This window comes from Streptomyces sp. NPDC019937, from assembly GCF_040631655.1.
GTDB lineage: Bacteria > Actinomycetota > Actinomycetes > Streptomycetales > Streptomycetaceae > Streptomyces.
Genome location: NZ_JBEYAL010000001.1, coordinates 100949 through 121129, shown reverse-complemented (window position 1 = coordinate 121129; position 20181 = coordinate 100949). Strand labels below are relative to the sequence as shown.

19 protein-coding genes are annotated in these 20181 nt (G+C 70.7%); 11 read left to right on the top strand and 8 right to left on the bottom strand.

Features of this window, described 5'->3' with window-relative positions; all coding sequences use genetic code 11:
* Positions 1 to 66: 66 nt before the first annotated feature.
* Positions 67 to 630 (bottom strand): histidine phosphatase family protein, encoded by a 564-nt coding sequence (locus ABZ562_RS00415; protein ID WP_361471799.1) that lies wholly within the window; start codon positions 628 to 630, stop codon positions 67 to 69.
* Between the two features lie 145 nt (positions 631 to 775).
* Here ABZ562_RS00415 and ABZ562_RS00410 point away from each other — a divergent pair, with 145 nt between their 5' ends.
* The 5 genes from ABZ562_RS00410 (at position 776) to ABZ562_RS00390 (ending at position 5518) form a co-directional block, all read left to right on the top strand.
* Positions 776 to 1747, top strand: a complete 972-nt coding sequence (locus ABZ562_RS00410) for a class I SAM-dependent methyltransferase (protein ID WP_361471796.1) — start codon at positions 776 to 778, stop codon at positions 1745 to 1747.
* Positions 1744 to 3384 (top strand): MBL fold metallo-hydrolase, encoded by a 1641-nt coding sequence (locus ABZ562_RS00405; RefSeq protein WP_361471794.1) that lies wholly within the window; start codon positions 1744 to 1746, stop codon positions 3382 to 3384. The genes ABZ562_RS00410 and ABZ562_RS00405 overlap by 4 nt, the downstream gene beginning before the upstream one ends.
* Entirely contained in the window at positions 3381 to 4028 is a 648-nt protein-coding gene (locus tag ABZ562_RS00400) for a 2OG-Fe(II) oxygenase (RefSeq protein WP_361471791.1), read from the top strand. Before ABZ562_RS00405 ends, ABZ562_RS00400 begins: the two co-directional genes overlap by 4 nt.
* A gap of 10 nt (positions 4029 to 4038) precedes the next feature.
* The gene (locus ABZ562_RS00395; RefSeq protein WP_361471789.1) at positions 4039 to 5058 is read left to right on the top strand and encodes an aldo/keto reductase family protein; all 1020 of its coding nucleotides are present in this window, start codon (positions 4039 to 4041) and stop codon (positions 5056 to 5058) included.
* Positions 5059 to 5317: 259 nt separating this feature from the next.
* Positions 5318 to 5518: a hypothetical protein gene (locus tag ABZ562_RS00390; RefSeq protein WP_361471786.1), complete on the top strand. Its 201-nt coding sequence runs from the start codon at positions 5318 to 5320 to the stop codon at positions 5516 to 5518.
* Between the two features lie 62 nt (positions 5519 to 5580).
* Here the strand turns inward: ABZ562_RS00390 and ABZ562_RS00385 are convergent, their stop codons facing one another.
* On the bottom strand, positions 5581 to 6657 hold the full coding sequence (locus tag ABZ562_RS00385; protein WP_361471784.1) for a helix-turn-helix domain-containing protein: 1077 nt from the start codon (positions 6655 to 6657) through the stop codon (positions 5581 to 5583).
* A gap of 199 nt (positions 6658 to 6856) precedes the next feature.
* On the opposite strand from ABZ562_RS00385, the gene ABZ562_RS00380 reads away from it, so the two are divergent.
* Both ABZ562_RS00380 and ABZ562_RS00375 read left to right on the top strand, forming a co-directional pair.
* Positions 6857 to 7237: a helix-turn-helix transcriptional regulator gene (locus ABZ562_RS00380; protein WP_361471782.1), complete on the top strand. Its 381-nt coding sequence runs from the start codon at positions 6857 to 6859 to the stop codon at positions 7235 to 7237.
* A gap of 229 nt (positions 7238 to 7466) precedes the next feature.
* Positions 7467 to 9188 (top strand): glycoside hydrolase family 32 protein, encoded by a 1722-nt coding sequence (locus tag ABZ562_RS00375; protein WP_361471779.1) that lies wholly within the window; start codon positions 7467 to 7469, stop codon positions 9186 to 9188.
* A 146-nt stretch (positions 9189 to 9334) separates the two neighbouring features.
* On the opposite strand, the gene ABZ562_RS00370 is transcribed toward ABZ562_RS00375, so the two are convergent.
* A complete protein-coding gene (locus ABZ562_RS00370) occupies positions 9335 to 9637 on the bottom strand; it encodes a putative quinol monooxygenase (RefSeq protein WP_361471777.1) in 303 nt (100 codons plus the stop codon).
* A gap of 333 nt (positions 9638 to 9970) precedes the next feature.
* Between ABZ562_RS00370 and ABZ562_RS00365 the strand changes: the two genes are divergently transcribed.
* From ABZ562_RS00365 to ABZ562_RS00350, 4 genes are all read left to right on the top strand, one after another.
* Complete coding sequence (locus tag ABZ562_RS00365; RefSeq protein WP_361471774.1) at positions 9971 to 10993, top strand: sugar ABC transporter substrate-binding protein; 1023 nt, start codon at positions 9971 to 9973, stop codon at positions 10991 to 10993.
* Between the two features lie 167 nt (positions 10994 to 11160).
* Positions 11161 to 12174 carry an ABC transporter permease gene (locus ABZ562_RS00360; protein WP_361471771.1) on the top strand — a complete coding sequence of 338 codons (1014 nt, stop codon included), beginning with the start codon at positions 11161 to 11163 and terminating at the stop codon, positions 12172 to 12174.
* The gene (locus ABZ562_RS00355) at positions 12171 to 13004 is read left to right on the top strand and encodes an ATP-binding cassette domain-containing protein (protein WP_361471768.1); all 834 of its coding nucleotides are present in this window, start codon (positions 12171 to 12173) and stop codon (positions 13002 to 13004) included. Before ABZ562_RS00360 ends, ABZ562_RS00355 begins: the two co-directional genes overlap by 4 nt.
* 78 nt (positions 13005 to 13082) lie before the next feature.
* Positions 13083 to 14105, top strand: coding sequence for a LacI family DNA-binding transcriptional regulator (locus tag ABZ562_RS00350; RefSeq protein ID WP_361471765.1), 1023 nt, complete (start codon positions 13083 to 13085; stop codon positions 14103 to 14105).
* 111 nt (positions 14106 to 14216) lie between these two features.
* On the opposite strand, the gene ABZ562_RS00345 is transcribed toward ABZ562_RS00350, so the two are convergent.
* From ABZ562_RS00345 to ABZ562_RS00325, 5 genes are all read right to left on the bottom strand, one after another.
* Positions 14217 to 14942, bottom strand: a complete 726-nt coding sequence (locus tag ABZ562_RS00345) for an SDR family oxidoreductase (RefSeq protein WP_361471763.1) — start codon at positions 14940 to 14942, stop codon at positions 14217 to 14219.
* Between the two features lie 62 nt (positions 14943 to 15004).
* Positions 15005 to 16033 carry an NADP-dependent oxidoreductase gene (locus ABZ562_RS00340; RefSeq protein ID WP_361471761.1) on the bottom strand — a complete coding sequence of 343 codons (1029 nt, stop codon included), beginning with the start codon at positions 16031 to 16033 and terminating at the stop codon, positions 15005 to 15007.
* A gap of 191 nt (positions 16034 to 16224) precedes the next feature.
* The gene (locus tag ABZ562_RS00335; protein WP_361471758.1) at positions 16225 to 18198 is read right to left on the bottom strand and encodes an NAD(P)-binding protein; all 1974 of its coding nucleotides are present in this window, start codon (positions 18196 to 18198) and stop codon (positions 16225 to 16227) included.
* Positions 18195 to 19853 (bottom strand): GMC family oxidoreductase N-terminal domain-containing protein, encoded by a 1659-nt coding sequence (locus tag ABZ562_RS00330; RefSeq protein WP_361471755.1) that lies wholly within the window; start codon positions 19851 to 19853, stop codon positions 18195 to 18197. Before ABZ562_RS00330 ends, ABZ562_RS00335 begins: the two co-directional genes overlap by 4 nt.
* Positions 19850 to 20062: a hypothetical protein gene (locus tag ABZ562_RS00325; protein ID WP_361471753.1), complete on the bottom strand. Its 213-nt coding sequence runs from the start codon at positions 20060 to 20062 to the stop codon at positions 19850 to 19852. Before ABZ562_RS00325 ends, ABZ562_RS00330 begins: the two co-directional genes overlap by 4 nt.
* Between the last annotated feature and the right edge of the window lie 119 nt (positions 20063 to 20181).

Below are 20181 nucleotides of genomic sequence, written 5' to 3'. Positions count from 1 at the left end.
CCGCATGCCGGCCCGAGCCCATCGGCCGCCGGGCGCAAGCCCTCGGGAGCCTCCGGAGCCCGGTCCTCAGGCAGGGCCCGACGGGCGCATACCGGTCATGGTGAGCCGGCCGCGTTCCACCCGCAGCCGGTACCAGGCGCCCCGGCTCACGATCCGCGGCAGCGCGCAGTCGTGGGCCGCCGACAGGTACGCCAGTGTGGCGGGGATGGCGTCGCCGTGCGAACAGGCCACCGCGTGGCCGCCGTCGTGCCGGGCGGCGATCTCCACCAGCGCGCCCACGGCCCGGCCGGCCGCCCACGCGCCGCCGAGCGACGGGCCGACGAGGGCGAAGACCCCCTCGGTCCAGGCTGCCGGCTCGGCGAACCCGCGCGCCTCCCGCAGCCGGTCGTCGGCCACCACGGGGACCCCGGCGACGGCGGCCAGCGGGGCGACGGACTGTCGGCAGCGCAGTGAAGGGCTGCTGTAGACGGCGTCGACCCCCTCCGAGAAGACGTGGCCGAGGACTTCCGCCTGCCGTGTTCCCTCGTCGCTCAGCGGACGCAGATCGTCGTCCCCGCTCCACGCCTCGCGCGGCGACGAGGAACAGTGCGGAACCAGATCCAGCACAACGGTGCATGAATTCGCGAACATAGCGCGCATCATGCCCGGGCCGCCGGACGGAAGTCCAAGGATTAGCTGGTATCCGCAAAAAAGTTGACCACGCCGATCGGGCGCACGGAACCTGAATCCGAAATGGAGTGCAGGGCGGGCATGTTTCGCAGGCTACGGAGTCGGTATGGAATTGGTCGACACAGCGGCGCACCACGGGGTGCGGGAATTAGCCCGGGAATTCCTTGAGCACGGGGCCCCGTTCCTCTGGCCGGAGCTGCCCGACCTCGCCGGCCTGCCGCCGGATCGTATCGCCGCTCTCCCTCCCCTGCCGTACGGCGACCCGAAGTTCAGCGCCCGGCTGCTACGGGAGCAGACCGACACCACGACGACGGACTCGTCCCGCCCCCCGGCGGTGATAGAGCAGCAACTCGCTTGGCTGCGCGACGAGTTGCCCGGGTGGCGAGCGGGCTGTGTGTACCATCCGCTGTGCGGACCCGGCGCCTACGCGGCCGCGCTGGGCGGTCACGGTCTGACGGCGTACGTCGGCGTCGACGCGGGCCCCGCGGTGGTCGAACACGCCCGCCGCCGCTTCGCCGGGCAGGACCACATCCGCTTCGTCCGCGGCGACGCGACGGACGCCGCCCGGCTCGGGGAGGTGGTCTGCGACACGATGCTGCTCACCTACGACGCCACCAACTTCTTCGCGCCGCGCGTCTTCCAGGAGCTGCTCGGTTCGTTGGTGCGGGGGCTGCGTCCGGGCGGCACCGCCGTCCTGGACCTGAGGCTGGCCGAGGACGGCACCGCGGGGTTCGACGAAGGCCGGCGCGTGCACCGGCGCCGCACCGGCTCGGTGTTCCGGGACGGCCCGCACCTGCTGCTCAGCGAGGGGTTCACCGCCGCGGACGGGGCCCTGCTCGGTCACCGCATCGTCGCGGTGGACGACGGCCCCGGCGGCCGGCCGGCCGAGGTCTTCCACTCCGTGCTGCACGTCCCGACCGCCGCGCGGCTCACCGCCGCGCTCACGGCCGCCGGACTCGACGTATGCGTACGGGGACGCCCTTTCGCCGGCTCCGACGACCCCAATCTCGCGCGGCACCTCGTCGCGGCGCGCAAGCCGCGCACCGCCCACCGCACCCCTCCGTGGAGGCAGCCATGAAGATCACGTTCCTCGGGCACGCCGGCGTTCTCGTGGAGGCCGACGGCGTGAAGCTGGTCTGCGATCCGTGGTTCTCCGAGGGCGGGGCCTTCCTGTCGGGTTGGCACCAGCTGCCCGACAACAGTTCCTGTGCCCCGCTCGTGCACGAGGCGACCCATGTGTACGTGTCGCACGACCACCAGGACCACTTCGACGCCGACGTGCTCGACGCGCTCGACCCGTCGGTCACGCTGCTGATGCCCGACTACCCGCTGCCCACCTGGAAGCGGCTGGTCCGCACGCTGCGCGGCCCAGCGCCCGTCCTCCTCGGCGACCAGACGGTGTTCCAGGCCGGCCCGCTCCGGCTGCGCCTGATCCACTCCCCCACGCCCCGGCACCAGGACTCGGCCCTCGTCATCGAGGACACCGGCACCGGCCAGGTCGTCGTCAACCTGAACGACTGCCAGGTGGACCGGGACCAATTGCGGACCATCCGCCGGCTCCATCCCCGCATCGACGTCGTCCTGGCGCAGTTCTCCGGCGCCACCTGGTTCCCGTTCGCCTACTCCTTCCCCGCCGCGGAACAGGTGGAGGCGGCCCAGCGCAAGAGGGTCAACTCCATGCGCCGGTGGACCCGTTACATGCGGGCCCTGGCCCCGCGCACCGCGGTCGCGTTCGCCGGGCCGCCGGCGCTGCTCGACCCGGAGCTGGCCCCGCACTTCTTTGCGGAGTCCTCGGTGTTCACCACGCCGCCCGAACTGCTCGCGTGGCTCCGCCACGACCACCCGGGCCTGGCGGAGCGCACCGTGGCACCGCTGCCGGGTGACGAACTCGACGTGGCCACGGGACGGTTGACCGCCGACCCGGAGATCCGACGGGGATTCGACTGGGAGAACCTCGCGCCCTACCTCGCGGACTACGCCCGCAGACGCGCCCCCGCCATCGCCGAGGTGGCCGCCCGGTACCCGGAGCCGCGGCACAGCCTTTACGACGGCTTCGCCGCCCACTTCACGGCGCTGTTCGCGGCCGGGGAGAGCCTGTGCCGTGCCGTCGACGCCGTCGCCGCCTTCGATGTGCGCGGCGCCGGGGGCGGCTTCTGGCTCGTCGACTTCCACTCGCTGGAGGTGCGCGAGGGCACCGGGCCGGAGACCGACGCGTACGACTACCGCTTCACCCTGTCCTCGCGGTACCTGCCGGAGATCCTGGAGGGCGGGATGAGCTGGGAGGAATTCCTCTTCTCGTTCCGTTTCAGCGCTTGGCGGCCCGGGATCGGCGCGTACAACGAGGAGCTCATGTCGGTGCTGCGGTGCAGCGATCCCGACGACCTCGCCGCGTACCTGCGGCGGACGGCACAGGGCGGCGAGCGCCCGGCCGGCACGTTCACGCTGGAGACGCCGAGGGGGACGTACCGGGTGCCCGACGTCTGCCCCCACCTGGGCGCGCGGCTCGGCCCGGGGGACTACGACCCGGAACTGGACGCGGTCGTCTGTCCCCAGCACGGCTGGCGCTTCGCCCTGCCGGACGGCGCCTGCGCCAACGGCCGGGCACGGCTCGGTGTCTCGCCGGCCGGAGCGGCGGCGGACCTTCCCACCGGCCTCTCCGCGGACACCCCGACGGACGCCCCGCGGCGTCCCCGAGAAAGGCAGGCACACCAGTGATCGACTACGCGGCCATGGAACGGCAGCTGAACGCGGCGCACGAGCCCTGCTTCCGCGCCGACCCCTTCCCGCACTACGTGTGGGACGGCATCCTTCCCGCCGACGCCCTGCACGCCGCCGCCGACGCCTACCCGGACACCGCCCTGATGAAGGCGAAGCCAGGCATTCCACGCTGGCACTCCCAGGACCGGGAGCTGGCCGGGCCGGCCCTGCGGGACCTGTGCGAGGCCCTGCTCGGCGGCGACCTCGCCGCCTTCCTCGGCAAGGTGACGGAGGTGGAAGGGCTGCGTACGGAACCGGACGGCGACTGGGGCAGCTACCGGCTCGCCGGTCACGGCGCCGTGCACCACGCGCACGTCGGCTCCAACCGGCACCCGGAGACCGGGCGGCTGCGCCGGTACTCGTTGTTCACGTATCTCACCGAAGGCTGGTGCCCGGAGGACGGCGGCTGGCTGGAGCTGGGCGAACCGGTCGACGGCGCGTCCCCGGCCCGGATCGTGCCCTCCTTCAACCGCAGCGTTCTCATCGAGACGACGGCCCGTTCGCTGCACGGCGTGTCCCTGGTGCGGGCCCCGGCACCGGTCCTGCGCAGGACCGTGGCCGTGCACTTCTGGACCGATCCGGCGACGGACGGCGCGGCGTGAGGGGTACGAGGTGAGGCACCGCCGGCTGGGCCGCAGCGGTCTGCAGGTCAGCGAGTTGGTGTACGGGAACTGGATCACCCACGGCGGGCAGATCGACGAGGACCGCGCCCGCGCGTGCGTCAGGGCGGCGCTGGACTGCGGTGTGACCAGTTTCGACACGGCCGACGGTTACGCTTTCGGCGCGGGCGAGGAGATCCTGGGCCGTGCGCTGGCGGGCGAACGGCGGTCGGGGGTCGAGATCTTCACCAAGGTGTACTGGCCGGTCGGCCCCGGGCCGAACGAGCGCGGACTGTCCCGCAAGCACATCATGGAGACGATCGACGTCTCGCTGCGCCGGCTCGGTACCGACCACGTCGACCTCTACCAGGCCCACCGCTTCGATCACGGCACCCCGCTGGAGGAGACCATGACGGCCTTCGCCGACGTGGTCCGCGCGGGCAAGGCCCTCTATATCGGCGTGTCGGAGTGGCGGGCGGAGGAGATCCGCGCCGCGCAGGGCCTCGCCCGCGAGCTGCGGGTGCCTCTGGTGTCCAACCAGGCGCGCTATTCGGCCCTGCACCGCGTGATCGAGGCCGAGGTGATTCCGGCCTGCCGGGAGCTGGGCCTCGGCCAGCTCGCCTTCTCCCCGCTGGCGCAGGGTGTCCTCACCGGGAAGTACCTGCCCGGCCGGCCGCCGCCGGCCGGGTCGCGCGCGACCGACACCAAGGGGTTCGGGGGGCACTTCATGGAGAAGGTGCTGCGCGAGGACATCCTCGTCCGCGTGCAGCGGCTGCTGCCGCTGGCCGAGGAGGCGGGGCTGCCCCTGCCCGTCCTGGCCCTGGCCTGGGTGCTGCGGGAGCCGAACGTAGCGGCCGCGGTGCTCGGGGCCAGCGGACCCGAGCAGATCGCCGCCAACGCCGCGGCGTGCGACGTCGTCCTCGATGAGGATCTCAAGGCCGCGGTGGACGCCGTCCTGGCACCGGTGGCGCTCACCGACCCGGCCCTGACGACCAGCCCAGCCCCCGTTTCCGTTCGCAGGGGCACGGCTTAACTGGCTGTCACAAAACCCTAGTCATGACCCGCGGAGCGCATCTTTTTCCTGGCTACCATTATGCGAAATTCAGCACCTTTTCACCCCTCTCTCGGCGACCCATAAACCGCCCAAAAATCAACGAAACGCCTTTCTCGTCTCACGCAATTCCGGTGTTGACCACCGAGTCATGCTGTGCCAGCATTTGACTCGAGGCAGTCAAGTGAGTCACAAAAGGAATCACTTACCACTGTCGGCAGGAATAGAGTGAGGACTGAAGATGAATCGCTTAAGGTGCCTTTCGGCGACCGTCGCACTCGTGCTGTTCGCCGCACCGGTGGCGTCCGCCGCGCATGCCGAGCGGCCGGCCGGTTCCGGATCGCCCGCCGTCACCGCCGCGCCCGCGCCCGCACCCGCACCCGCACCCGCACCCGCACCCGACGCGTACCCGGTCGTCGGCGACACCCCACTCTGCTGCTGACAATGGGGCCTCAACGCGCGAAGGCGGCAGAGGCGTTCCTTCTTCCACCGCCTTCGCGGCGGTCACTTTTCCTCCCGCGCCTTCCCTCCGTGCGCGACGTCGGCTTCTGGCCCGTCAGGAAGGTCTCCCGGTGCCCCATGCACCGCGTGCTCTGCCGACACAAGGGCGGAGAGGCAGTAGGCGACGTCCACGCCGCTGCCGACCCCGCGCAAGCTCGTGAGGCTCTGGTCGGGAACGTCGCGGGCGACCTCCGGCTGCGCCGTCTCCGACGGGGGGAGAAGCATGGCGTAGGCGTTCCGCAGCCGCGCCAAAGCCCGCTGGTCCTCGCCCTCCGCGTAGATGGCCAGCGCCTTCTCGATCAGCGTGAGGGCGTCCGCGGTGTTGCCGTTGCGGTGCATGACCACGCTGGCGTTCCAGTACGCGGCGCCGAGCGCCCGGGAGTGCGTGACCGTCCCGGTCTGTTCGATCACCTGGGCGGCGAGGCGCGCCGCCCGGCGCAGGTCGCCGCGCTCCATGTAGACGCCCACCAGGGTGCAGAGCAGTTCGATGCCGATGACGGTCGGTCCGAGCTGGAGCTTTTCCAGATCGGCCAGGGTGGACTCCGCCACCTCGATGGCACGGGACAGGTCGCCCAGCCTGCGGTAGCACCGGCACAGCGCGATCGCGGTGGGGAGACGCGGCACCAGGTCGGGACGGTCCAGGGACGCCGTGAGTAGGGATTCGAACCGGTCGGCCGCCTCCTCCAGCCGGCCGCCGTGCTCCAGCGACCGGGCCATGCCGTACTCCGCCTGGTGCCAGACCTCGGGCCGGTCGACGAAGCCCACCTTCTCCTGAAGCGTGCGGTACGCCTCGAACGAAGCGTCCGGGTCCCCGCTGTTCAGGGCCATCTCGGCATAGTTCAGCGACAACTGGAGCTCGTTGACCGAGATCTCCGCGGGGGCGCCGGTCAGGTCGGACGGGTCACAGCCCAGCCGCCTGGCCAGTTGGGCGAGTACGTCCGCCGACGGCGCCCGCTTGCCGGCCTCCAGCAGCGAGATGTAGCTGGCGGACAGGTCGTCGCCGGCGACTTCGGCCTGGGACATTCCGGCTGCCCGGCGCATGCGTCGGATGCGCGCACCGACTTCCCCCGAGTTCTTCACACCTGCTCCTCGGCCGCACGGACGGATATTGGACGAATATTACCAGTCAGTCAATTTTAGTCAAATCGACGACCCACGGGGAGCCATTCCGTTGAGCAGAAACCCACCCACCGGAAAAACGGCGGCGCCCGGCCGCTGCACCCCATCCGACCACACCGACCAGGGGAGCCTCGTGCGTAGCCCAACGAACCCCACACCTGTGCGCCGCAGCAGCCTCCGGATACCCGGCGGCGAACAACGGTCCGTCCCGGTACGGCCGCCCCTGGAGGAGAGGCTCGCCGCCGTCATGCCCCTGGACGAGCGCCAGCGCAAGCTGGTGGTACTGCTGCTCGCCGGGCATACGGACGCGAGCGCGGCCGGCCGGCTCGGCGTCAGTCCCCGCACGGTGACGAACATCCTCCGCTCGCTGATGGACAGACTGGGGGTCGACAACCGCTTCCAGTTGGGGGTGGCCCTCGGCAGCAGGATGCGCGTGCCCGACCGGCCGAACCACCCGCCCCGACCCATCCCGTTGCCGGGCGAGCCGATGCCCGAGTTCGGCGTCCCGATGCCGCCGGCCCGCCGCGAGGCCGGTGCGTAGGCCTCGCGGCGGCCGTGGCCCTGCAATCACGCCCGCACCGTTGACGCACCGGCCGGAGTGCGCCTCATAATCGAGCACTCGATGTCATCGATGACACAAGTCAACGATGACACTCCTGGTCGGCCGCACGGACGTCGGCGTCGGCCCGGGGTGTCACTTTGCGGTCCGTCCGCGCCGGAGCCCCACTCGCCGCTGGGCGGACGACCGCGGGACAAGGAGGTCTCGATCCATGAGCTCTGGACGCGCATCCCGGTATGCCCGCATGCGGTTGATGGCGGCGGTGGCGACGGTCTGCGCCCTGTCCGCCACGCCGCTCGCCCCCCGGGCCGTCGCTGCCAACACCCCGGCGTACGCGGAGACCTACAGGCCCCAGTTCCACTTCACCCCGCAGAAGAACTGGATGAACGACCCCAACGGCCTGGTCTATTACGAGGGCGAGTACCACCTCTTCTACCAGTACAACCCCAACGGCGACTCTTGGGGCGACATGTCCTGGGGGCACGCGGTGAGCAAGGATCTCGTGCACTGGAAGGAACTCCCGCTCGCCCTGTCGCACGACGACGAGGAGATGGTGTTCTCCGGCAGCGCGGTCGTCGACTGGAACAACACCACCGGGTTCGGCACCGAGAAGAACCCGCCCATGGTGGCGATCTACACCAGCGCCTACAAGAACGGCGGCAAGCAGGCCCAGTCGCTCGCCTACAGCACCGACCGCGGCCGCACCTGGACCAAGTACCAGGGCAACCCCGTGATCGACATCGGCTCCGCCAACTTCCGCGATCCCAAGGTCCAGTGGCACGCGCCCACCAAGAGCTGGCTGATGACGGTGTCGCTGTCCACCGAGCACAAAGTGAGGTTCTACGCGTCCAAGAACCTCAAGGACTGGGAGCTGCGCAGTGAGTTCGGGCCTGCCGGTGCGACGGGCGGTGTGTGGGAGTGCCCCGACCTTTTCCCCCTCGCCGTCGACGGGGACAAGAACAACATCAAGTGGGTGCTGGTCGTCAACATCAACCCCGGTGGCATCGCGGGCGGTTCGGCCGCCCAGTACTTCGTCGGCGACTTCGACGGCAAGAAGTTCACGCCCGAGGACAAGGGCACCTACACCCCTCCCACGGGCAAGGCCGTGCAGGACGTCGAAGGCGGAACCTACGGCGAATGGACGGCGACCGGGGACGCCTTCGGCACGCACGTCCTGGCCGACCAGTTCACCGCCGCCGACCAGCCCGCCAAGTCCTCCGTGCGGCGCGCCGACTGGGCCGATTACGGCAAGGACTACTACGCGGCGGTGTCCTGGGAGAACGCGCCGGGCGGCAAGCGGTACATGATCGGCTGGATGAACAACTGGGACTACGGGCAGTCCGTCCCCACCTCTCCCTGGCGCGGCGCGCAGAGCGTGCCGAGGGAGATGGCCCTGCGCACCGTCGACGGCAGGGTCCGGCTGACCAGCAAGCCGGTGGACAGCCTGGCGTCCCTCCGGCAGAAGCGCCCGGCGACGGCGGCCGGCGTCACCGTCCATAGCACGTCCAAGCCCCTGACGGGCCCCGCCGCCAGGGGCAAGGCGCTCGACCTCGAGGCGACCTTCTCCCTCGAGGACGCCGACCGCTTCGGCCTGAAGGTCCGCACCGGAGCAGGCGGCGAGGAAACCGTCATCGGCTACGACACCACGACACAGGAGCTGTACGTCGACCGCGGCCGCTCCGGCGCCGGGGACTTCAACAGCACCTTCCCCGGCGTCCAGACCGCGCCCCTGAAACCGAAGAACGGCCAGGTCAAGCTACGTATCCTGGTCGACTGGTCGTCCGTCGAGGTCTTCGGAGGCAGCGGCGAAGCGGTGATCACCGACCAGATCTTCCCCGACCCCGCCAGCACCGGCGTCGAGGTCTTCGCCGAAGGCGGCACCGCCACCCTCGATCACCTGCGGGCCTGGCAGCTGAAGTCCATCTGGCGGTGAGAAGCCGGGGCCCGTGCGCCGGTCGGCCGGAGCGGCTACCGGCGCACGGCTCTCGGCTCTCGGCTCTCGGCTCTCGGCTCTCGGCTCTCGGTGAGAGAGGTCTCCCGCGCTCCGGCTCCGGGTCGCCGCCGGGCTCCGACGTCTCGTTACGGATGCGTGGCAAGCGGGTCGAGGAACGTCAGCACGGAGGCGTTCTCCTCGATCAGCGGGGCGAGGGCCGCGTTGAACGGGGTGCCGTACGGGGCGTTCAGGTGCGCCTTGAAGGCGTCCTCGTCCCGGTAGACCTCGAAGATCCAGTAGGCGCGCGGGTTCGCCGCCTTGGTGTAGACGTCGAAGGCCAGGTTGCCTTCCTCGTCACGCACCTTCCGGGCGTAGTCCCGGATCAGGCGGGCGACCTCGTCCTCCGCTCCCTCTCGGGCGGTGAACTCGGCGAGCAGTGTCTTGGTCATGGTTTCTCGTCCTTGTCAGTGGGTGGAGTCGAGGTTCCGGACGGCTTCCCCGTCCGTCGTGGTGGGTGCTTGATGGCCCGGGTGCATGGGCAGCTCTTCAGCGTGGGACGCGCCGGTGGAACGGGCACCTGGCAGGCAGGCGCCGACCCGCTTCGGGCGGGCAACTGCCGCGGCGTTGCCGATTTGTGACGGGTACAAGGCATTGACGTTGCCCGGAGGCGGAGTCCATCATCCTCGCCAAGCAGTGTCAACGATGACATGAGTCAACGATGACACCGCGGGCGGCATGCCTCGAAGCCGACCGCTTCGCCCGCAATCTCGCAGGAGTCGTTCATGTCACGTATGTCTCGCCCGTCCTCCTCCGTGCTCAGAGCCGCCGCGTGCACGAGTGTCGCCGCCCTGGCCCTGACCGCTTGTGGCTCCGGATCCGGATCGGGCACCGCGCGCACCGGATCGGGCAGTGTCAAGGTCGGTCTGATCACCAAGACCGACACCAACCCGTTCTTCGTGAAGATGAAGGAGGGCGCGAAGAAGGCCGCCAAGGAGGACGGGGTCGAACTGTCCACCGCAGCAGGCAAGTTCGACGGCGACAACGCCGGGCAGGTCACCGCCGTCGAGAACATGGTCGCGTCCGGTGTGAAGGGCATCCTGATCACCCCGAACGACTCCAAGGCGATCGTGCCCGCCCTCGAGAAGGCCAAGGCCAAGGGCGTCCTGGTCATCGCCCTGGACACCCCGACCGACCCGCAGAGCGCGGTCGACGCCCTGTTCGCCACCGACAACCTCAAGGCGGGTGAGCTGATCGGCGAGTACGCCAAGGCCGCCATGAAGGGCAAGACGGCGAAGATAGCCACCCTCGACCTCGCGCCGGGCGTCTCCGTCGGCGTCCAGCGGCACAACGGCTTCCTGAAGGGCTTCGGCATCAAGAAGGGCGACTCCTCCCTCGTCTGCTCCCAGGACACCGGCGGCGACCAGGCCAAGGGCCAGACCGCGATGGAGAACTGCCTGCAGAAGGCCCCCGACATCAACGTCGTCTACACCATCAACGAGCCCGCCGCCCTGGGCGCGTACACCGCCCTCAAGGCGAAGGGCCGGGCGAAGGACGTGCTGATCGTCTCCGTCGACGGCGGCTGTACCGGCACCCGCGCCGTCAAGGACGGCAAGATCGCCGCGACCTCGCAGCAGTACCCGCTGAAGATGGCCGCCGAAGGCGTCAAGGCCATCGCGACGTACGCGAAGGACGGCAAGAAGGCGTCGGGCTACACCGACACCGGCGTCACCCTGGTCACCGACAAGGCACAGGACGGGGTCGCTTCCAAGGACACCGCCTACGGCCTGGAGAACTGCTGGGGCTGAGCCGCCGGCCCCGGCTGCCGCCGCTCCGAGCCCCGCGGCTGCCGCCGATCGACACCCCTCGGCGGGGCGGCCGGCCCCTCCTCCCCGACCGGGGACGGCCGCCCCCTCGTCCTCCTGCCGTCCGACGAGGACGGACAAGGACTTCTGTCTTCCGACAAGGACCTCGCATGACTGCCACGTCCACGCCGCCCTCCACGACCACGCCGTACGCGGAGCTCAAAGCGCCGACCGCGGCCCGCAGACTGCTCACGCAACCGACCACCGGACCGCTGGCCGCCCTCCTGCTGGCCTGCGTGTACTTCTCCGTCTCGACCGACCAGTTCCTCACCGGCGGGAACTTCTCGCTGATCGTGCAGCAGGTCATGGTCGTCGGCACCCTCGCCATCGGCCAGACCCTGATCATCCTCACGGCGGGGATCGACCTGTCCTGCGGAGCCGTGATGGCGTTCGGCAGCATCGTGATCGCCAAGATGGCAGCCGAGGGCTCCCTGCCCCCGCTCTCCGCGATAGCGCTGGGCCTGGTCGTCTGCGCCGGATTCGGCCTGCTCAACGGGACGCTGGTGCAGAAGGTCCCGCTGCCGCCGTTCATCGTCACCCTCGGCATGCTCAACGTGGCGTTCGCACTGACCCACATCTACTCCGAGGAGCAGACGGTCACCAACCTGCCCGGCCCGCTGACGGCCCTCGGGCAGACCTTCCCGCTCGGCAAGACCGACATCACCTACGGCTCGCTGGTCACCATCGCCCTGTTCCTCCTCCTCGCCTACGCGCTGAGCAGCACCAGCTGGGGCCGGCACGTCTACGCGCTGGGCAACAGCCCGGAAGCGGCGCGCCTGAACGGCATCCGCACCGCCCGGCTGACCATCGGCGTCTACACCGCGGCCGGTCTCCTCTACGGCATCGCCGCCCTGCTGCTCATCTCCCGCACCGGAGTCGGCGACCCGCAGGCCGGGCAGACCGACAACCTCGACAGCATCACCGCCGTGGTCCTCGGCGGCACCAGTCTCTTCGGCGGACGCGGATCGGTCCTGGGCACGTTCATCGGCGTCCTGATCGTCGGTGTCTTCCGCAACGGCCTGCAGCTGATGGGCGTCGCCTCCATCTACCAGACCCTGATCACCGGTGTCCTGGTGATCCTCGCGGTGACCGTCGACCAGATCTCCCGGAGGAAGGCCCGATGACCACCACCACTGCGACCCCCGTCCTGCAGGCCCGCGGTCTGGTCAAACGGTACGGACAGGTCACCGCCATCGACGGTGCCGACTTCGACCTGCTGCCCGGCGAGGTCCTCGCCGTCATCGGCGACAACGGCGCCGGCAAGACCAGCCTCATCAAGGCCCTCACCGGCGCGGTGGTGCCGGACGAGGGCGAGATACGCCTCCACGGCAAGCCGATCCAGTTCTCCGGTCCGCAGAGCGCGCGCGCCCACGGCATCGAGACGGTCTATCAGGACCTCGCCGTGGCGGCCTCCATGGACATCGCCTCCAACATGTTCCTCGGCCGCGAACTGCGGCGCCCCGGCATCCTCGGCAGCGCTTTCCGCATGCTCGATAAGAAGCGCATGCGCCAGGAGGCCGCCGAGCACATGGCCGACCTGAAGATCGGCCTGCGCTCGCTGACGCAGTCCGTCGAGACCCTCTCCGGCGGCCAGCGGCAGGCCGTCGCGGTCGCCCGGGCCGTCGCCTGGGCCCGCAGCGTCGTCGTCATGGACGAACCCACGGCGGCCCTGGGCGTCAAGGAGTCCGGACAGGTCCTCGACCTCATCCGCCGCGTCCGCGACAAAGGCATGCCGGTCGTCCTGATCAGCCACAACATGCCGCACGTCTTCGAGATCGCCGACCGGATCCACGTCCACCGGCTGGGCAGGCGGGCCGCTCTCATCAAGCCCTCCGACTACTCCATGGCGGAGGTCGTCTCCATCATGACCGGCGCGCTCGGCGTCGACGAGGACGGCGGTACTGTCGTAGCGGATTCCGAGGCCGCGAAGGCCGCCGGAGTGCAGGCCACCTGACAGCGCAACCCCGCTCTCGCATGTTCCGGCCGAGGCCGCGGCCCGGAGTCGGAGAGCACTCAGGAGACAGGTTCCTCCATGGCAGCGAACCGCCGCCCCACCTTGGCCGATGTCGCCCGAGAAGTCGGCGTCAGCGCCAAGACGGTCTCCCGGGTCCTCAACGAGGACGGGCCCGTCTCGGCGCGGACGCGGGAACAGGTGCTCGACGCCGTGTCCAAGCTCGGCTTCCAGCCGAACCTCATGGCCCGCAACATCCGCGTCGGCGGTCCGGACACCACCATCGGGCTGGTCATTCCCGACCTCGCCAACCCCTTCTTCGGAGCCGTGGCCCGGGGCATCGAGGACACGGTCCGGGACCGCGGCCTGACGCTGCTCATGGGGTCGTCCGCGGACGACCCCGAGCGCGAACGCGCCCTGACGGCCCAGTTCCTCGCCCGGCGCGTCAGCATTCTGATCGTCGTGCCGTCCGTCGGCGCCGACCACTCCGACCTGAAGTCGCACCGTACGGCGGGTCTGCCGATCGTCTTCCTGGACCGCCCGGGAGTCGGCTTGTCCACGGACAGCATCGTCAGCTCCAACCGTGCGGGGGCCCAGCAAGGAGTCGCCCACCTGATCGCTCACGGGCACCGCCGCATCGGATTCGTCGGTGACCTGCCCGTCAAGCTGTACACCCGACGCGAACGCCTGGCCGGATACCGCGCGGCACTGCGCGAAGCCGACCTCCCCTACGATCGCTCGCTGGTCGCCAGCGCACATGACCAGCAGGGGGCGGAGGCCGCGACCTCCCAACTCCTCGAACTGGCCGATCCTCCCACGGCGCTGTTCGCCGGCAACAACATCATGGCGCTCGGAATCGTCGCCGAACTCGCCCGCGGCAAGCGCAAGGACGTAGCCGTCGTCGCCTTCGACGACGTGTCCCTCGCCGAAGCATTGGAACCGGCCCTGACGGTCGTCGCCCAGGACCCCGAAGAAATCGGCCGCAGTGCCGCGACCACCGCCCTGGCCCGCCTCGACGGCGACCGCTCCCGGGCCCGCACCATCACCGTGCCCACCCGGCTGATCGTCCGGGGCTCCGGGGAGCAGCCCGCACCCGAGCCGTAAGCGGTTTGCCCATGTCGGCTCCGGGCGCGTCCTGGTGGTGAGGGGTTGCCCGGGCGCGGCCCCACCGGCTTCTTCCGCGGCAAACCGTCGGCCACCACGGCGGGCGCATGCTCACCGCGCGGTGTATCCGCCGTCCGCGTAGACCTCCGAGCCGGTCATGAAGGTCGAGTCGTCGCTGACCAGGAATGCGACGACGGATGCGATCTCCTCCCCACGGCCCAGCCTTCCGATCGGGGTGCCGGCCAGCATGGCTTCGTGGCGGGCCGTGCCCTCGTACCTCTCGAGCAACTGCCGGGTCCCGATGAAGCCGGGGTGCAGGGAGTTGACGCGAACACCGGAGCCCGCCCAATGCAGCGCCGCGTTCTTGGAGAGCGTGCGGACCGCCCCCTTCGCCGCGTGGTAGGCCGCGCTGTTCCCCATGCCGCCCACCGTGCCGAGGATCGAGGAGACGTTGACGATCGATCCCCCTCCCGAGGAGGCGATCAGGGGGCCGAGGTGCTTCATGCCGAGCCAGACCCCGGTGGAACCGATCGACATGACCGCCTCCCAGTGCTCGACCGTCTCGTCCTCGACCGTGGCGATGCTGCCGATGGCAGCGTTGTTGACCAGCCCGTCCAGTCGGCCGTACGCACTTTGGATGAAGCCGGCCACATCAACCCACTGCGACTCCTCGGCCACGTCGAGCCGCGCCGTCACATGCCGTCCCGGCGTGCCGTCCAACTCGGTGGCGAGGGCGGCGCACGCCTGCTCGTCGAGGTCGGTGAGCACAAGGTGGGCGCCCTCCTCCGCGAGTCTGGCGGCCGCGGCCGCGCCCAGTCCTCCGGTGGCGCCGGTCACGCACACGACCTTGCCCCTGATGCGTTCATCCACCGCCGGCACAGCACACCCCATTCATCGAGTCAGCCGAGGCTGACGAGCGTCTTTCCGGTCGTTCGACCGGCGATCATCTCCGTCAGCGCGTGCGGAGCCGACTCCAAGCCCGCGAAGACGGTCTCGCGATGAGCCAGCTCGCCGCCGCGAAGCCATGCCCTCATCCGGCGCTGCATCTGCCCCAGGAGACGCAGGTTGCCGCTCCCGCGGAACCCACGAAGGGTCAGGTCCTTGGACACCGCGAGGAACAGGTTCCGTGGCCCGGCCGAGCCGGACTCGTACTCCGAGATCGAGCCACACATCGCTACGCGCCCGCCCCTCCTCAGGTGCGACAGGGCAGCCTCGAGGTGGGTCCCCCCGACGGAGTCGAAATAGACGTCGATGCCGTCGGGCGCGATGTCGCCCAGTCTCGCCTCGAGATCCCCCACCCGGTAGTTGAAGGCGTCGACGCCCAAGCGGTCGCGCAGCCACTCGACCTTGTCGTCGGTGCCCGCGCTGGCCACCACCCGGTTGCCCATGAGCCGTGCGATCTGCACGGCCAAGCTGCCCACCGCCCCCGCGGCGGCCGAGATCCAGACGGTTTCCCCACCTCGTAGCGCGTCGACGACGTGCAGACCGGCATAGGCCGTCAATCCCATACCGCCCAGCGGGCCGAGATACCACTGCGGCTCGCATGCGCCGACGTCCAGGCGTGTCAGGGTGCCGAGTCCGCCGAGCTGCTCGGCCCCCGCGTCCACGACGGCGTACTCGCGCCAGCCCTGGGCGTGCCACACGGCATCGCCCGGGGCGAAGCCCTCGGCCCGGGACTCCACCACCTCCCCCACGGTCATGACGCCGTCCATGGCGCAGCCGAGGGGGAAGGCGGCGAAGTAGCCGGAGGGCGCGTCGGGACGCAGCCGCAGCCGAAGGCCGGGGTCAACGGATGTCCACGTGTTGCGCACGAGCACCTGCCCCGGCCCGGGCCGGGGCACAGGGACCTCGACCACCTCGAAGTCGTCCGGGCTGACACTGCCGACCGGGTATGTCCTGACCCGGATCTCCCGCCCGGTCCGCATCATGCCGGTACCACCGCGTGACGCGCCCGGGCGCCCCGATCGAGGCGCGTGGTGTGCTCTCCGGAGTGGATCAGCATGCCGGAGGCGAGGGTCTGGGCATCTGCAGCGAGGGCCATATTGAACCAATATCAGTTTGGGTTGGTGGGGCGCAATGGTGAGGCGTGTCTTCACGGCCGCGTAGTGGATCCGGTTTCTCACCGCGCCGCTGTCACGCGGTGTCGTACGGCGGCGGCGATCCTGACGGCGGCCTCCCGTCCCTCGGCGATCGCGTGCGCCACCCGCCGCGGCACCACGGCGTCGCCAACCGTCAGCACCAGGGGGGCGGCGCAGTCCAGGGCGTCGTGCGGGCGCCGCTCCCCCACCACGACGACACGGTCCGCGGGCACGGTGGTGGTCCCTTTGGAGATGCGGTGAGCGACGGTGACGCCCTCGGGCCCGATGCCGTTCGCCGTGCACAGCGGCAGGATCTCGAGTTCGCAGGTGCCCGACAGACGTTCCAGCAGTTGGACACGGCTCTCGGGCGGGATCGCGCCGGCGAAGGCCGTTCCCGGGGTGACGAATGTGATGCGGGGCACTCCCGCGGCTACGGCCAGTTCTACGACGTCGCACCCCGGCCACCACCCGAACCCGTCGTCGGCCACCAGCACATGCGCGGCACCGGCCAGCGACGGAACCCCCCGCGCCAGCGCGGCCGACGAGGCCATGGCACCGGTCTCCAGCAGCGGGGACGTCTCCGCCGCGCCCGTGGCCAGCACCACGGCGTCGAATCCTTCGAGTTCAGCGCCCGGTTCCACGGTCTGCCCCAGACGTACCTCGACACCCGAGGCGGACAGCCCCCGTTCGTAGAAGCCGAGCAGCGCGGCCCAACCGGTGCGGTGGGGCGCCAGTGCCGCCGTGGACATCTGTCCACCCACCCGGTCGGTGGCCTCGAAGAGGACGACATCCGCCACGCCGGCGTGGGCGAGACTCAGCGCGCACTCCAGGCCCGCGGGTCCCGCCCCCACGACGGCGACGCGCTGTCCGGTGGCGCGTGCCGGGACCCACACGCGTACCAGCGGTGCGGCCGGCCGGCGCGGTTCGCCGGGCGGCGCGAGGTCCGGGTTGACCACGCACAGCAGCACCGGATCGAACGTCCGGCAGTCCTCGTTGCAGGCCACGCAGGGCCGGACTTCCGCCGCACGTCCGGTGAGCACCTTGCGCGGCAGGTCCGGGTCGGCGATGAGTGCGCGCGCCATCCCGACCAGATCGGCTCCGGCCGCCAAGGCCTCGCCGATCGCGGCCGCCGTACGAAAGGCGTGGGACGCCACAAGCGGGCGGGTGACGAGCGGCCGCAGACGTGCCAAATCGTCCAGCACCGGCGGGCTTTCGGTGGCCATGTCGCGGACGTACGTGGTCCGTACCCCGACGGTGACGTTGACGTAGTCGACCAGCGGATCCACGGCCGGCAGCAGCGCGGCCAGCTCGTCCGGTGTCAGCGCCACGTCCTCCGAGGCGTCGACGCTGAAACGGACGCCCAGCAGTGCGTCGGCCGACAGCCCCCGAATCGCGGCGATCACCCGCTCCAGTACCTCGAACCCGTCACGGCGCGGGTTCGTGCGCGGCGAGAGGAACTGCTCCAGCAGATAGGCGTGCGCGGCGTGCAGCTCGATGCCGTCGAATCCCGCCTCCAGGGCGTGGGCGGACGATACGCGGAACGCCTCCACCACATCGTCGATATCGCTGCCGCGCAGCGCACGCGGCGCCGTCGGCTCACGGGGAGAGCGCACGGTCGAGGGGGCGACCGGCGCGTAGTACGACTGCGCACCGAGCGTCTCCCGGCCGAGATGGACAAGCTGGCAGACGGCGACCGCGCCTTCGGCGTGGATGGCCTCCACCCGCTTCCGCAGCGGACCCACCGCCTCCGGACGATGGAGCTGAAGGATGTTCCCCTGCCGCGGCGCGGACTCCGGCGCCACCGTCGTCCCGCCGCAGACCAGCATCGCGGCGCCACCGGCCGCCAGACGACCCCAGTACTCGGCGTCGCCGACGATCGGCAGCCCATCCCGTACGAATCCGCTGGCGTGGGCCGTGGCGACCAGCCGGTTCCGCAGCGTCGACGAACCGACGGCCAGCGGCGCGGCGGCCGCCGGAAGCTGGGATTCGGCCATGAGCGCTCCGGCATCGGTCATGATCGTGACTCCGACTGGGTGACGGCTCCCTCGCCCGCGACGGGGCCGGCGCGGCGTCCGCGGATGAGGTCCGACAGCCGTTCCGCGGCGGCGATGACCGGCAGGTTCGTGTTCGCCCGCGGCACCTCCGGGAACACGGAGGCGTCGGCGACCCAGAGCCCGTCGACGCCGAGGACGCGGCCGGACGGATCGACCACCGCGCGGGGGTCGTCGGGCGCGCCCATGCGGCAGGTTCCGCAGATGTGGCCGGTGTCGCCGACGGTCTCCATCAGCCAGCGGTCGACCGTCGCGTCGTCGGACAGCGCGTCGAGGCTCCGGCCGGTGATGTCGATGGCGATGTGCTCGAAGGCGGTGTCGAACGGTCCGCTGCGCAGCAACTCCACGCAGTGCTTGACGCCTTCACGCATCCGGACGAGGTCCGAGGAGTCGCTCAGCAGATCCTGGTCCATCACAGGATGCGCGTCGGGGTCCGCGGAGGCCAGGCGCAGCACGCCGCGCGAGAACTGCTGGTTCGCCCACAGACAGAGCAGGCCAGGACCACCCGCGGCGTGGCCGCCACCCGCGCCGCCCCAGGTTCCGCCGGTGCTCTTCGCGACGAGGTGGGACTCGCCCGGGTTCGGCAGGGCGAGCGTCTGGTTGATCGAGGCGATCATCATGTCGTTCTCACCCGCTCCCGCCAGTCCGGAGGAGTAGCGCAGGCAGCAGTTGGTCTGCCGGGCATCGATGTCGGGCTGCTTCCCGGGCCTGGCGTACAGCCAGAACAGCGCCAGGGGATGTTCCTGCATCCCCTCACCGACCGGGAGCGCCGCCACCGGGCCGTTCGGCCCGATACCGGACCGCAGCAGAATCGCCGGGGAGTGCACGGCTCCGGCGCACAGGACGACGTGCCGGGCACGGACGTCCGTCCAGTCGTTCCCCCGGCGCACTCGCACCCCCACGGCCCGGCCGCCCTCGACGAGCACCGTGTCCACCGTGGCGCCACCGAACACCCGCAGATTGGGGCGCTGTCGGGCCGGCTCGAGGTAGGCGTCGTTGGTCGTGACCCGCCCACCGTCGCGGGAGGTGATGGCGTACGGCGAGACGCCGGTCCCCGTCGGCCCGTTGTGGTCCTCGCACCAGGCGTGGCCCCGTCCCAGCGCGGCCTCGGCGAGCGCGTGGTCGGCGGGGCCCCAGTCCTCACGGCCGAGCCGCTGCACCGGCACGGGCCCGTGATCGCCGTGGTGCGGGCGGTCACCGAAGTCCGCGTCGCTCTCCATGCGTCGCAGGTACGGCACCATGTCCGCGTACGACCAGCCGGGACAGCCGTACGCCGCCCACCGGTCGTAGTCGTCCGGCATGGCCCGGAAGGCGATCATGCCGTTGACCGACGACGAACCGCCGAGGCCCCGTCCGCGCACATGCGGCCGCGGCGCTTGCGCGCGGCTGCGCCGTGACGTGAGACCCGGCCACTGGAACTCCGCGCAGGCCGTCTCGTCCAGCGCCCGCCAGCCGTTCATACTGCGCAGTTGTGGTGGGGCGTCGGCGGACCGCCAGTCGCGCCCGGCCTCCAGCAACACGACCTCGCCGGCCGGATCCTCGCTCAGGCGTGCCGCCAGCACGCACCCCGCGCTACCGCCGCCGACGACCACCCAGTCGGCTTCCAGTGCCGGCTTCATGGTGCCCCCACCTTCATCCACACGCTCTTCCTCACGGACAGCTCCTCCAGCGAGGCGGCTCCGGTGGACCGTCCGTGGTCGGGGCCGCCGGGGCCGCCCCCTGACACGTGGACGGCCGCCCCGAGTAGTCCGGTGGCCGGGTCGATCACGGGTACCGTCGCCCCGTCGAGCGAGGCGACGGTCTCACCATTGACGGACTGGCTGGGCATCTGCGACTCCCCTTCGCGCGACGCTGTGCGCGTGGTCGGCCGGTTGGCTCGGCCATGAAGGTCGTCGCCCCACGACGACCCCCGCGCCGGATCGCGCGTGGACGACAGAGATTGAACTA